The sequence below is a fragment of the Microbacterium sp. SL62 genome, from assembly GCF_026672635.1.
Taxonomy (GTDB): Bacteria; Actinomycetota; Actinomycetes; order Actinomycetales; family Microbacteriaceae; genus Microbacterium; species Microbacterium testaceum_A.
On the sequence record NZ_JAPPRM010000001.1, the window covers coordinates 206,215 to 219,362 of the forward strand.

Consider the following 13,148-nt stretch of genomic DNA (forward strand, 5'->3'; position numbering starts at 1 on the left):
CCCGAGACGCGTCAGGACGCGGGCAGCTCCGCCAGCGCGGCTTCGAGCGCGTCGATCGCCGGGCGCTGGCCCTTCACGAGCGCTTCGCGCGCGGCATCCGGAGCCATCCACTCCGCGCGGTCGACCTCGGGGAACGAGGCCGTCTTCCCGGAGCGGGGCGGCCACGCCATCTCGAATGTGCCGAACGTGAAGTCGGATGCCGTGAACCCGGCGCCGTCCCCCACGAAGACGACCACCTTCTTGCCGCTGGCGTACACGAAGGTGCCGAGCTCCGCCCACTCGACCTGGGGCGGCTCGACGCCGAGCTCTTCGCGGAACTCGCGGCGCGCGGCATCCAGAGCCCCCTCGGATTCGGGGTCGAACTCGCCCTTCGGGATCGACCAGGCACCGGCGTCCTTCTTCGCCCAGAACGGTCCGCCCATGTGCGCGATGAACACCTGCGGCTCCGGCATCAGCCGGTACAGCAGCAGTCCCGCGCTCCACACGACCATCAGGTGACGGTGGCCGGCACGCGGTTCGCCTCATCGGCGATGATGTCGGCGCGCTTGCGGAACGTCCGCGCCGAGACGCGGTCGAGAGCGATCTGCCCGCGCATCTTCTCGGCCTTTTCGTACAGAGAGGGACCACCGAACCCGGTGAGCACCTTCACGAGCACGGGCAGCAGCTCGATCATGAAGAAGAGCGCGGCGATCAGGTAGTGCGCCCAGCGCAGCGTCGGTTCGCGGTCCGACAGGCGTTCGAGGGCCGTGATCTGACTGAGCAGGCCCACCGCTCCCGCGTTGCCGTCGGCGACGGACGACGCCCGCGCGTTGTACGCGGCGAGCGCCGACTCGTATTGCGCCCGCGCGGCGGGCAGCTGGTCCTCGGCCTGCTGCTTGTTCTGGTCGGCCGACGAGGCGGCGGCCTCGGCCCCGGCGGAGTTCGCGGCGGCGAGGGTCGATTGCGCCTGCGCGAGCTGGGTCGACAGCGAGTCGTAGGCCGACTGCGCCTGAGCGAGCTGCGCCTGCGCCGCGTCGGAACTCGCGCCGTTGCCGGCGACGCCCGTACAGCCCGGAACCGTGCCGGCGCCCTGGCCCGTGAGCTCGCACTGGTACACCGCGCGCGCCTGGTCGATGACGGTCTGCTGCGCGGCGAGCTGCTGCGTGAGCTGATCGACGCTCTGCTGAGCCGCGGCGGATTCGGCCGAGGTCGACGAGGTTCCGGTCACGATGCCGGTCGCCGCCTGGTTCTCGAGCGCCGACACCTGCGCGCTCGCGGCGTCGAGCGCCTGCTTCTCGGGGCCGCTGGTGACGGCATCCTGGTCGGTGAGGGCCTGCGTGACGTTGGTGGAGTTCACTTCGCGCACGATGTCGTTCTGGAACACCTGCAGCACGAGCGGCTCGGCCACGACGATGCCGATCAGTGCCGCCATGATCACGCGGGGCATGGCCAGGCCGAGCAGGCGGAAGATGTTCTTCGTCGAACGCATCGTCGAGGTGAGGAAGCGGTCGAGGTTGAAGATGATGAGGCCCCACACGATCGCGAGGGGCACGGCGAGCCACAGGCTCACGCGCACTCCCGTCAGCAGCGCGAACATCATCGACAGCGACGAGACCAGAGCGGTTCCGGCGAGCACGAGGAACATCTGCACGAAGCGCGGCACCTCTTCAGGCACCTCGTCGAGGACGTCGTTGTCGGCCCCGCCGAGCACCGCCATCCGGCGGATCAGCGACAGACGCGGTCGTCGAGGATCGTGACGGCGCAGGCGGGGCTGGCGCGGCTCGGATGCCGCGGGCACGGATGCCGCAGGCTCGGGCACCTCGTCGGGGATCACCGCGGTCTCGTCGTCGGCGCGGGAGCGCTGGATCACCACGGTGTCGTGGTCGTCGGCGGGGGCGTCGTCGCGGGGGGTCTCGACCGGCTCGGCGTCGCGCGCGTCGACGACGAACGGGTCGACGGGCTCGTCGTCTGCGGGCGGCGCGCCCCACGGCTCGGACGTGTGGTCCTGGGCCTCGGCGGGGCGGTGGGCCGCGTTCTGCGCGGCGAGGATGTCGTCGAGATACTGCTCGCGTTCCTCGTCCGTTGTGAACTCGATGCGGCCATCGGAGCCGAAGCGGCCCGGCCGGTGAGCGGAAAAGGACATTCGCACAGAGTACGACGCCCACCCTGCCCTCTCCTGAGCGGCGCCTGAGGCGCAGCCGAGCGCCCCTCTTCGCGTCGCAACGCGGCGGAGCGGAGCCGAAGCCCCGCCCCACCGTCGTCCGCGGGTCAGGCCACGCGCTGCTTCGGCGATACCTCGTAGGTGTTCTCGGGGTCGGAGTACACCGCGTCGCCGAGGGCCGAGTCGATCGCGGCGAGGGTGTCGGCATCCAGAGTGACTCCCGACGCCTTCACGGTGTCCGCGAGCTGTTCGGGTCGCGATGCACCCACCAGGGCTGCCGCGATGTTCGGATTCTGCAGCACCCACGCGATCGCGAGCTGGGGCATCGAGAGTCCGGCTTCTTCGGCGATCGGCTTGAGGCGCTGCACGGCCTCGAGGGTCTCGTCGCGGAGGAACCGCTTGATGAAGGTGGCGCCGCTCTTCTCGTCGGTCGCGCGCGAGCCCTCGGGCACGGGCTGACCGGGCAGGTACTTGCCGCTCAGCACGCCCTGGGCCATCGGCGACCAGACGATCTGCGAGATGCCGAGCTCTTCGCTGGTGGGCACGACCTTGCCCTCGATCACGCGCCACAGCATGGAGTACTGCGGCTGGTTCGAGATGAGCTGGATGCCGAGCTGCTTCGCGAGCGCGTGCCCGTCGCGCAATTGCTCTGCCGTCCACTCCGAGACGCCGATGTAGAGCGCCTTGCCCTGGCGCACGATGTCGGCGAAGGCCTGGAAGGTCTCTTCGAGCGGCGTCTCGTAGTCGAAGCGGTGCGCCTGGTAGAGGTCGACGTAGTCGGTGCCCAGGCGCTTGAGCGACCCGTTGATGGAGTCCATGATGTGCTTGCGGCTGAGGCCTGTGTCGTTGGGGCCAGCGGGGCCGGTGGGGAAGTAGACCTTGGTGAAGATCTCGAGCGACTCGCGCCGCTGCCCCTCGAGGGCCTTGCCGAGAACCGTCTCGGCGGCCGTGTTGGCGTAGGCGTCGGCGGTGTCGAATGTCGTGATGCCGGCGTCGAGGGCGGCGTGCACCGTGGCGATCGCCGCGTCGTCACCGACCTGCGAGCCGTGGGTCACCCAGTTGCCGAGGGTGATCTCCGAGATCTTGAATCCACTGTTGCCGAGATAGCGATAAGCGACCATTCCTCCACGCTAGACCCGGCCACCGACACCGGGGCCGCGGCATCCGGATATCCGCATGAGGGGTCGGAAGGTGTCGCCACGAATCGTCGGAAGCGACCGATTCCGAGCTCTCACGAGGGCGACCGCAGGATGCCGAGCTCCATCGCCCGCGTGACGGCGCGCGTGCGATCCGCAACCTCGAGTTTTGTGAAGGCCTTGAGCAGATGCGTCTTGACCGTCGCCTCGCCGAGGTGAAGACGGACGCCGATTTCGCGGTTGCTCAGCCCCTCGGCGACGTGCGAGAGCACCTCGACCTCTCGAGGGGTCAGCGTCGGCATGTCGGGCGCCCGCCCCGCCTGCCCCACCAGCACCCGGGCGACGCTCGGCGCGAGAGCCACCTCGCCGGCTGCGACCGCGCGGATGCCCGCGATCAACTCCGCTTCGGGAGCGGCCTTCAACAGGTACCCGCTCGCCCCCGCGGCGATCGCGCGCATGATGACGTCGTCGCTCTCGTAGGTCGTCAAGACGATGACACGCGTCGCGGGCACGCTCTCGCGCAGCATCGCGGTCGCCTCGTCGCCGTCGCGGCGCGGCATCCGCATGTCCATCAGCACCACGTCGGGACGTTCCTTCTCGACGAGGTCCACGACCTCCACCCCGTCGGAGGCCGCTCCGACCACGTCGATCCCGTCTGCGGCGTCCAACAAGCCGACGAGCCCCGCGCGCACGATGGGGTGGTCGTCCGCGACGACGACGCGGATCACGAGCGTCCCGCCCTGACAGGGACTCCGGCGCGTACCGTCGCAGCCCCCGGGGTGCCGTCGACCTCGAGCGATCCGCCGAGGGCGCCCAGGCGTGCACGCAGCCCTTCGATGCCGTAGCCGTGCGCGCTGGCGGTGGCGTCGAAACCGACGCCGTCGTCGCGCACGGCGACCTCCACGACGCCGTGCCGCTCGGCGAGAGTCACCTCGACGCGACGGGCGCCGGAGTGCCGTCTCGCGTTCGAGAGGCCCTCCTGCGCGCACCGCAGGAGCGCCACCTCGGCCTCGCGATCGAGCGGCGGTACGACCGAGGTCACGAGCTCGACGTCGAGACCCGTTTCGCGGACGGCCCGCGCGACCACCGTGCGCAACGCTTCGGTCAGTCCGCCGGCCCCGACCGAGGCGGGGGCTCCCCCGGCGACCAGCTCTCGGGTCTCGGCGAGTGCTGCCCGTGCGGCCTCCTCGACGAGCTCGAGGGTAGACGGCGACAGAGCTCCCTCGACCAACTCGCGCCGGGCGCGCTGTGCGAGCATGACCGTCCCCGCGAGGCTCTGCGCGATCGTGTCGTGCATCTCGGCGGTGAGGCGCTCGCGCTCGGCCATCGCGCCGGCGTCGTGATGCAGAGAGGCGAGTTCGCTCTGCGCTGCCGTCAGCTCGGTGACGAGAGCGTCGCGTTCGGAGCCGTACCGCGAGATCCCGCTGATCCAGAGCCCCAGCACGATGGCGGAGACGAACGACGCGCCCTGTACGAAGGCCATGACCGCCCACGATTCTCCACCGGTCCAGGGCAGCAGCGCGGCGAAGATCGACGCGGCCGAGACGAAGCACGCGCCCACCGCGATGCGGGTCGACGCGGCCAGCGTCCACAGCAGCGGGAAGACCCAGAACTGCAGCATCGCGAGCCACGGCACGAGGGAGGTCAACAGCGCGACCGCGAGCACCGTGACCACCATGGTGACCACGTCGAGCGCGCCCATCGTCCCCGCCTCGCGCCGCAGCAGACGGGGCAGCACGAGCAGGATGAACACGGTGTAGGCCCCGAGAAGCGTCAGCGCAGCGACAGCCGAGGCCCACGGGATGCCGGCGACGACCGCGGATGCCACAGCGATGCCCGCACCCAGGATTCCCGCCGCGAGGAAGGCGACGATCCACCCTCGCGTCGTGGGGAGTCCGACATCCGCCGCGTCCGAGGCGGCGACCGGGGTGGCGGTGAGTTGCGACATCACGCGTCCTTCCGAATCCACCGGAACGTCAGCCGCACGAGCGCGAGTCCCAGCACCAGCCACAGACCCGTCACCAGCAGGATCAGCGGGTGGTCCCACGAGCCCGACGGCTCGCCGGCCGCGAAGCTCTCGGGCAAGAACACCGAGCGGAAGCCCTGCGCGAGCCACTTCAGCGGGAAGACGCTCGCGACGTTCTGCAGCCACTCGGGGAGGGCGGCGAAGTTGATGTAGACGCCCGAGATGAACTGCAGCAGCAGCACGATCGGAATGACGACGCCCGTGGCGCTCCGGCCGGTGCGGGGCAGCGCCGACAGGCCGATCCCGAGGATCGCGCAGGTGGTGACGCCCAGGAGGAACACCCACGCGAAGGTCAGCCAGCGCTCCGGGGCGGTCGGAAGCGGCACGCCGAAGAACACCGCGGCCACCACGATGAGCAGCGCCGACTGCAGGAATCCGGTCACCAGCACCTGCCCGAGCTTGCCGATGAAGTACGACACCGGACTCAGCGGGGTTCCGCCGAGGCGTTTGAGCGTGCCGTCGCTGCGCTCCATCGCGATGTCGATCGACATGTTCTGCAGGCCCGACAGCAGCACGCCCGCGGCGAGCATCGCGGGGAGGTAGAACTGCGCGGCATCCACCTCGTCTCCGGGCGGGCCGAAGGTCTGCGCGTCGAAGGCGACGGCGAAGATCAGCAGGATCATCACGGGGAACAGGAACGTGAAGAACACCGAGTCGCCCTGGCGGAAGTACGAGCGCACCTCGAACGCGACACGGGCGGCACCCAGCCGCAGCACGCGGCTCACGCGGTGCCTCCCGCCGCGGTCGTGCGGCGCGCTTCGTCGCCGAGGAACGAGAGGTACACGTCTTCGAGGCTCGGGCGCACGACCTCGAGCCGCTCGGGTTCGCCGACACGGGCGTAGAGCTGGGCGACCACCGCTCCGGGATCCTGCGTGCGCTGCTCGCGGGTCTCACCGCCCTCGCGCCACCGCACGAGAGGCACACGGGCATCCGGTCCGCCGAGTTCGTCGATACGACCGACGGATGCCATTTCTCCGCCGACGATGATCGCCGCGCGTTCCGCGAGTTCGGCTGCCTCGTCGAGGTAGTGGGTGGTCAACAGGATCGTCGTGCCCTCGCGTTGCAGGTCGCGAATGAGGTCCCAGAACTGCCGTCTGACCTCGGGGTCGAAGCCGGTCGTCGGCTCATCGAGGAACAGCAGTTCGGGTCGGCCGACGATGCCGAGAGCGACGTCGACGCGACGCCGCTGCCCGCCCGACAGCTTGCGCACCGAGACCTTGGCCTTCTCGCTCAGCCCGACCGAGGCGATGACCTCGTCGACGTCGCGCGGGCGCGGGTAGAACGAGGCGAAGTGCGCCAGCAGCTCCCGCACGCTCGCCGTGGGCGCTTCGCCGGTGTTCTGCAGCACAATGCCGAGTCGCGCCTTCCAGTCGAGGCCGCCGCGGTGCGGGTCGATGCCGAGCACGCGCACCTCGCCGCTCGTGCGGTCGCGGTAGCCCTCGAGGATCTCGATGACCGTGCTCTTGCCGGCGCCGTTCGGCCCGAGCAGGGCGAACGTCTCACCCCGGCGGATGTCGAACGACACCCCGCGCAACGCTTCGAGACCGCCCTTGTAGGTCTTGCGGAGGTTCTCGACCTCGACGACGTTCTCGCTCATGACCTCAGTCTGACGGGGCGGGGCGGCGACGGGAACGACGGGCCGGTGGACGCGGCATCCACCGATCGGGGGACGCGACGGCTCACCCCGGGCTCGTCGGGTCGACGTCGACCGTCCACGCGGTGACGGCGACGGTGGACCCCTCGACGATGTCGAGTTCGATCGGCCACGACCCCCGGGCCATGCCGGGCGTCTGCGCAGCCCACACCGTATGGGTGACGAGCGCGCCGTGCGGAGAGGCGGCATCCCAGCCGAGGATGCTGATCGCGTACCCCCCGGCGGGAACCTCGACGCGGAGCGGGCCCGGGTCCTGGGCCATGAACGACCGTCCGTGCTCGATGGTCACGTCGAGCAGGTGCCCGTTCTGATCGCCGAAGGCGACGTCGGGGTATCCCTCGATCACGCAGGGCTGGTCGGAGAAGTTCATCAACCGGATCGGCATGCCGCGGTGACCGGTCGCCGCGTCGGGCTCTCCCGAGAGCACCGTGGCCTTGTCGGGCGTGCACCACTGGGCGTCCACGTCGAGGACCGCGTCGGCCGTCTCCGGCACGGGCTCACCGGGCGCATCGGGGTCGGGAAGCGCCCCGAAACTGTGCGCGGCGTCCACCTCCCGTTGCGCCGCGGCCTCGGCGGCGATCGCCGCCGCCCGCGCGGAATCGGTCAGCGCGCCCGTCACGACGACCGCGACCACGGCGACGACGGCGAGCGAGACCAGGGGCGCGAGGATCCGCCGCGACGCGGAGGCATCGCCCACGGCACCCCGTTCCCGCGCGATGAGGGCGGGGATCCACCCGCCGACGAGTCCCCACAGCGCGCCGGATGCCGCGGCCACGCCGAACCCGCTCGACGACAGCCCCCGGGGGCCGAACATGGCGAGCCACGACCATCCCGCACCGAGGTCGAGGCCGAGTCCGACCAGGGCGCCCGCGACGACGACCCCGAACCACGAGCTGAGGAAGGTGGACCCACCGCGCCGGGCGAGCACCGCGAACGCCAGCGAGAGCAGACCGACGGCGACGCCACCCACGACGATCGGGACGAGCCCCGCACCCTCGCTCTGGTAGACGGTCAGCGTGGTCGGGACGAGCTGCGGCACGAGGCTCGCTGCTTGCGCGAGGCCCGACGGGATCTGAAGAAGGACGTCTCGCGCGCCGGCCACGGCGACCCAGAGGACGGCGGCGACGAGGGCGGACGTGACGAGGCGAGGACGAAGAGGAGACATCGTCCCCATCCTGTCGCAGCCCGGGGGCGAACGCTCCCCCCGGTTCCGACACGGTTCAGCCGACCGGCGTGACCGCCGCGGCCGCCTCGTCTTCTTCGGTCGCGACGAGCTGGCCGCACGCCCCGTCGATCTCTTTGCCGCGAGTGTCTCGGAGGGTCGTGGGGATGCCGGCGTCGTTGAGGCGGCGTACGAACTCGTTCTGCACGGGCACCTCGGATGCCGTCCAGATCGAGCCGGGCGTCGGGTTCAGCGGGATCGGGTTCACGTGCACCCAGCCGCGACCGCGGGCGTTGAGCTTCTCGGCCAGCAGGTCGGCGCGCCACGCGTGGTCGTTCATGTCCTTGATCAGGGCGTATTCGATCGAGACGCGGCGTCCGGTCTTGTCGAAGTAGGCGCGCGCGGCATCGAGGGCCTCGTCCACCTTCCAGCGGGAGTTCACCGGGATGAGCTCGTCGCGCAGGTGGTCGTCGGGGGCGTGGAGCGAGAGGGCGAAGGTCACCGGGATGTCCTCGTCGGCGAGCTTCTTGATCGCGGGGACGAGTCCGACGGTCGACACCGTGATGCCGCGGGCGCTCATGCCCAGGCCGTGCTCCTTGTCGACCATCACGCGCACCGCCTGCATGACGCGCGCGTAGTTGGCAAGCGGCTCACCCATGCCCATGAACACGATGTTCGAGACCCGGTCGAGCGAGTGGTCGTCGCGCTTCTTGCCGCCCAGGCCGCCGGCGGCGATGAGGGCATTGGCGCGCACGATCTGCTCGATGATCTCGGCGGCCGACATGTTGCGGGTCAGTCCCGCCTGGCCGGTGGCGCAGAACGGGCAGTTCATGCCGCACCCCGCTTGCGAAGACACGCACAGTGTGATGCGGCCGGGGTAGCGCATCAGCACCGACTCGACGAGGGCGCCGTCGTGCAGCTTCCAGAGGAACTTGATCGTGTCGCCGCGATCGGTCTCGAGCCGGCGCACCTCGGTGAGCAGGGGCGGTAGCATTCCCGCGACAAGCTCTTCACGACCGGATGCCGGGAGGTCGGTCATGTCGGCGGCATCCGACGTGTAGTGCGTGAAGTAGTGCTTCTCGAGCTGCTTCGCGCGGAAGCCCGGGAGACCGAGCTCCTTGAGCTTGGCGATGCGCTCGTCATGCGTGAGGTCGGCGAGGTGCACGGGCGGCTTGCCGCGCTTGGGGCTGGCGAACTGCAGCAGCGGACGACCGGTCTCGTCCTTCGCCTGCTGCCAACCTTCGGTCTTGGGGCGCACCTGGCGGATGCCGGTGTCGGCCGGGGCACCCGCGGGGCGCACCTGCCGAGGCGTCGTCGTGCGCACGGGGGGCTGTTCGGTCATGGTTTCCAGGGTACCGGGCGCATCTACACCGCGGCTGGGCGCGGTCCCCTCTCGCCTGAGCGGTCACGCTGTGTCGCTTCGCGGGTCGGAAGGCGACAGATCCAGTCCCCGCACGCGAGGCGTGGGGACGAGGGGGCACGTGAGGGGCCGGATGCCGAACCGCGGGCCGGGCGCAGGCGCCGGTCGCGTACGGTGGCGGTGTCGTCCGTGCTCGTGAGCCCGATGGCGTCTGCTCTCGACGTGGCATCCGCGTCGATCCCCCGACCTGGTCGCGCTCCGGCGCCGATCGCTGTGGAGTGCACATGACCCGCATCGCCTTCCTCGACGTCGACGGCACGATCCTCGAGCACGGTTCGGTAATCGCCCCCTCGACGGTGACCGCCGTGCGGAAGGCGCGCGAGAACGGCCACCTCGTGTGGCTCTCCACCGGGCGATCGGCGGGCGACATCCACCCCGAGGTGCTGGCGATCGGCTTCGACGGGGCGATCACCAACGGGGGCGCGTACGCGACCCGCGGCGGTGATCCCGACGAGGACGCCCTGATCGTCGAGCAGCCGATGCCCCGCGCCGACGTCGAAGCCCTCGAGCGCTACTTCGAGGCTCACGGCATCCACTACTTCCTCCAGACCCACGGGGGCGTGTACGCGAGCGCCGGCATGGGTCCCGTGATGACCGAGTACCGCCGCGAACGGCACGAGAAGCGCGCCGCCGAGCTCGCAGCCGAGGGCTTGCCTCCCGAGCAGCCGCTCTGGCGCGAGCCGCGGCCGGTCTCCGAGGTCGACCGCGACGCCGTCGCGAAGGCCGTGTTCGTCAGCCCGTCGACCGACACCGTCGCGCACGCATCGGCCGCTCTCGGCGAGGGCTTCCACGTCATCCCGGGCTCGATCCCGCTGCCCGGCGGGTCGAACGGCGAGATCGGTCAGGCCGGCGTCACCAAGGGCTCCGCGATCACGGCGGTGCTCGATCAGTTGGGCCTGTCGGCGACGGATGCCATCGGCATCGGCGACAGCTGGAACGACGTCGAGATGTTCGAGGTGGTCGGCACGCCCGTCGCGATGGGCAACGCCGTGCCCGAGCTCCAGCGTCTCGCCGGCCGCGTGACCACCGCGGTTCTCGACGACGGCGTGCACAACGCGTTCGCGGACCTGGGCCTGATCTGAGGTCGGGCCCCGCCCCTCAGCCCCGCCCCAGCGACCAGCCCCAGCCCCATAAACGCTGATCCTCCCGAGACACGCCGCGGCACTGCGTGTCTCGGGAGGATCGGCGTTTATCGCGGCGCGAGGGGGCGTCGCCGCCTCTCCCGCGCCGCGCGTCAGTCGAGGAAGATGTCCGGGTACATCGCCTCATCCGGCGTGCCCGGCACGGCCGCGTACCCCGAGAAGTCCGTCACGCCCGAGGCTTCCAGCACGTCTTCGACGATGAGCGTCTGCCCGGTGCGCTCGCGCGCGGGCGCGATCAGCACCTCGTAGGCGGCGTCGGCGTAGATCTCGGGCGTGCGCGACACGGCCATGAGCCGGTCGCCGCCGATGACGTTCTGCACGGCGGCGGTCGCGATGGTCGTGCGCGGCCAGAGCGTATTGGCCGCGATGCCGGCCTCGGCGAACTCGGCCGCGAGCCCGAGGGTGGCCATCGTCATGCCGAACTTCGCGAGGCTGTACCCCGTGTGAGCCCCGAGCCACTTCGGCGTGACGTTCAGCGGCGGCGAGAGCGACAGGATGTGCGGGTTCTCGGCGTCCTTCAGCTGGGGCACCGCAGCGCGCGAGAGCAGGAACGTCCCGCGCACGTTGACGTCCTGCATGAGGTCGTACTTCTTGGTCGCGAGCTCGAGCGAGCCCGAGAGGTCGATGACGCTGGCGTTGTTGACGACGATGTCGATACCGCCGAACTCGCCGACCGTGCGCATCACGGCCTCGGTGATCGAGGCCTCGTCGCGCACGTCGCCCACGATCGGCAGCGCCTGCCCTCCGGCCGCGCGGATCTCGTCCGCCGCCGTGTGCACCGTGCCGGGGAGCTTCGGGTGCGGGGTGTCGGTCTTCGCGAGCATCGCGATGTTGGCGCCGTCGCGGGCCGCGCGCAGCGCGATCGCGAGGCCGATGCCGCGGCTGCCGCCCGACATGAGGATGGTCTTGCCGGCGAGCGTCACGAGCGTTGTCCTTTCGCGGAGGCGGCGGCGAACGCGGCGACCCGCGCGCGCGCTTCGGGGGTCTCGAAAGCCGCGCCGATCGTGGCGGCCTCGTCGTCGAGGTTCTCGGCGAGGGTGCGCGCGGCGCCCACGCGGACGAGGCGCGTGGCCTGCCCGAACGCGGCGGTCGCCCCCTCGAGCCAGAAGCGCGCGATCTCGTCGACGCGCGTCACCAGATCTGCGGATGCCACGACCTCGGCCACCAGACCCCAGTCCAGGGCCTCCGCGGCGGTGAGCATGCGGTCCTGCAGCAGCAGCTGCAGCGCGCGGCGCTGGCCGATCGCGGCGGGCAGCAGTGTCGAGACGCCCAGGTCGGGGGTGAGTCCGATGTTGGCGTAGCGGCTGACGAAGCGCGCGTTCTCGCTCGCGACGATGTAGTCGGCCGTGAGCATGAGCCCGAGCCCTCCGCCCGCGACGGCGCCCTGCACGGCGGCGACCATCGGCAGGGGGGCCTCGGCGAAGGTGCGGATGCCGTCGTGGATCGCGTGCGCCGTCTCGGTCACGTCGCTTCCCGCGGCACCCGTGGTCGACATCGCCACGACGTCGCCGCCCGCGCAGAACGCCGGGCCGTTGGCATCCAGGATCACCGCTCCCACCGCGGCGTCGGAGGTGACCTCGTGGGCGACCTCACGCCAGCGGCGGGCCATCGGGAAGTCCATCGCGTTCAGCGAGGCGGGCCGGTCGAAGGTGACGCGCGCGAGCCCGTCCTCGATGTGGAGCAGGATGCCGTCGGTCATTTCGGTGCCATTCTGATCGCGCCGTCGAGGCGGATGGTCTCGCCGTTGAGGTAGCCGTTGTCGGCGATCGCGAGCACGAGGCGCGCGTATTCGTCGGGGGCTCCGAGGCGCGAGGGGTAGGGCACCTGCTGGCCCAGCGAGTCCTGTGCCGCCTGCGGGAGTCCTTTGAGCATCGGCGTCTCCATGATGCCGGGGGCGATGGTGACGACGCGGATGCCGTGGCGGGCGAGCTCCCGGGCGATGGGGAGCGTCATCGCGTGCACGCCGCCCTTGCTCGCGGAGTACGCGGGTTGGCCGATCTGTCCGTCGAAGGCCGCGACGCTCGCGGTGTTCACGATGACGCCGCGGTCACCGCCGTCGGTGGGGTCGGTCTGCGCGATGACGGCGGAGGTCTGCGCGATGACGTTGTACGTGCCGACGAGGTTGACGCGGACGACGCGCTCGAAGTCGGCGAGCGCCGAGGGGTTCCCGTCGCGGTCGAGCACCTTGGCGGGCGGCGCGATCCCCGCGCAGTTCACGACGACGCGAAGCGGTCCGGCGTCGGCGGCGAGGGCGGCGGCCGCGGCGATCTGCTCGGCATCCGTCACGTCGGCGGGGGCGAACGATCCGCCGAGTTCTTCGGCGATCGCGGCCCCGTTCGATGTCGGCAGGTCGACGATCGTGACGCGCGCTCCCGCCTCGGTCAGACGGCGCGCGGTGGCGAGTCCGAGGCCCGAGGCGCCGCCGGTGACGAGGGCGGATGCTCCTGCGATATCCATGCGTTCTCCTT

13 protein-coding genes are annotated in these 13,148 nt (G+C 70.9%); 1 reads left to right on the forward strand and 12 read right to left on the reverse strand.

Annotated features, from left to right (window positions below; translation table 11 throughout):
• Window positions 1–11 precede the first annotated feature (11 nt).
• From OVA26_RS00835 to rlmN, 9 genes are all read right to left on the reverse strand, one after another.
• The gene (locus OVA26_RS00835; RefSeq protein ID WP_268102531.1) at window positions 12–491 is read right to left on the reverse strand and encodes an NUDIX domain-containing protein; all 480 of its coding nucleotides are present in this window, start codon (window positions 489–491) and stop codon (window positions 12–14) included.
• Window positions 491–2,122, reverse strand: coding sequence for a DUF4407 domain-containing protein (locus OVA26_RS00840; protein ID WP_268102532.1), 1,632 nt, complete (start codon window positions 2,120–2,122; stop codon window positions 491–493). Before OVA26_RS00840 ends, OVA26_RS00835 begins: the two co-directional genes overlap by 1 nt.
• A 125-nt stretch (window positions 2,123–2,247) precedes the next feature.
• The gene (locus tag OVA26_RS00845) at window positions 2,248–3,261 is read right to left on the reverse strand and encodes an aldo/keto reductase family protein (protein ID WP_268102533.1); all 1,014 of its coding nucleotides are present in this window, start codon (window positions 3,259–3,261) and stop codon (window positions 2,248–2,250) included.
• Between the two features lie 110 nt (window positions 3,262–3,371).
• Window positions 3,372–4,004 carry a response regulator transcription factor gene (locus tag OVA26_RS00850; RefSeq protein WP_268102534.1) on the reverse strand — a complete coding sequence of 211 codons (633 nt, stop codon included), beginning with the start codon at window positions 4,002–4,004 and terminating at the stop codon, window positions 3,372–3,374.
• Entirely contained in the window at window positions 4,001–5,224 is a 1,224-nt protein-coding gene (locus OVA26_RS00855) for a sensor histidine kinase (protein WP_268102535.1), read from the reverse strand. Before OVA26_RS00855 ends, OVA26_RS00850 begins: the two co-directional genes overlap by 4 nt.
• Window positions 5,224–6,027, reverse strand: coding sequence for an ABC transporter permease (locus tag OVA26_RS00860; protein ID WP_268102536.1), 804 nt, complete (start codon window positions 6,025–6,027; stop codon window positions 5,224–5,226). The genes OVA26_RS00855 and OVA26_RS00860 overlap by 1 nt, the downstream gene beginning before the upstream one ends.
• On the reverse strand, window positions 6,024–6,899 hold the full coding sequence (locus tag OVA26_RS00865; protein WP_268102537.1) for an ABC transporter ATP-binding protein: 876 nt from the start codon (window positions 6,897–6,899) through the stop codon (window positions 6,024–6,026). Before OVA26_RS00865 ends, OVA26_RS00860 begins: the two co-directional genes overlap by 4 nt.
• An 82-nt stretch (window positions 6,900–6,981) precedes the next feature.
• Window positions 6,982–8,121: a DUF4232 domain-containing protein gene (locus OVA26_RS00870; protein WP_268102538.1), complete on the reverse strand. Its 1,140-nt coding sequence runs from the start codon at window positions 8,119–8,121 to the stop codon at window positions 6,982–6,984.
• Between the two features lie 55 nt (window positions 8,122–8,176).
• Window positions 8,177–9,460: a 23S rRNA (adenine(2503)-C(2))-methyltransferase RlmN gene (gene rlmN / locus OVA26_RS00875; protein ID WP_144784172.1), complete on the reverse strand. Its 1,284-nt coding sequence runs from the start codon at window positions 9,458–9,460 to the stop codon at window positions 8,177–8,179.
• A gap of 302 nt (window positions 9,461–9,762) precedes the next feature.
• On the opposite strand from rlmN, the gene OVA26_RS00880 reads away from it, so the two are divergent.
• On the forward strand, window positions 9,763–10,620 hold the full coding sequence (locus OVA26_RS00880; protein ID WP_268102539.1) for a Cof-type HAD-IIB family hydrolase: 858 nt from the start codon (window positions 9,763–9,765) through the stop codon (window positions 10,618–10,620).
• A gap of 152 nt (window positions 10,621–10,772) precedes the next feature.
• Here OVA26_RS00880 and OVA26_RS00885 read toward each other — a convergent pair whose 3' ends face one another.
• Genes OVA26_RS00885 through OVA26_RS00895 form a run of 3 tightly spaced genes read right to left on the reverse strand, consistent with a single transcriptional unit; the run spans window position 10,773 to window position 13,137 of the window.
• Window positions 10,773–11,603, reverse strand: a complete 831-nt coding sequence (locus OVA26_RS00885) for an SDR family oxidoreductase (protein ID WP_268102540.1) — start codon at window positions 11,601–11,603, stop codon at window positions 10,773–10,775.
• Window positions 11,600–12,379, reverse strand: coding sequence for an enoyl-CoA hydratase/isomerase family protein (locus OVA26_RS00890; protein WP_268102541.1), 780 nt, complete (start codon window positions 12,377–12,379; stop codon window positions 11,600–11,602). The genes OVA26_RS00885 and OVA26_RS00890 overlap by 4 nt, the downstream gene beginning before the upstream one ends.
• Window positions 12,376–13,137 carry an SDR family NAD(P)-dependent oxidoreductase gene (locus OVA26_RS00895; RefSeq protein WP_268102542.1) on the reverse strand — a complete coding sequence of 254 codons (762 nt, stop codon included), beginning with the start codon at window positions 13,135–13,137 and terminating at the stop codon, window positions 12,376–12,378. Before OVA26_RS00895 ends, OVA26_RS00890 begins: the two co-directional genes overlap by 4 nt.
• Window positions 13,138–13,148 lie beyond the last annotated feature (11 nt).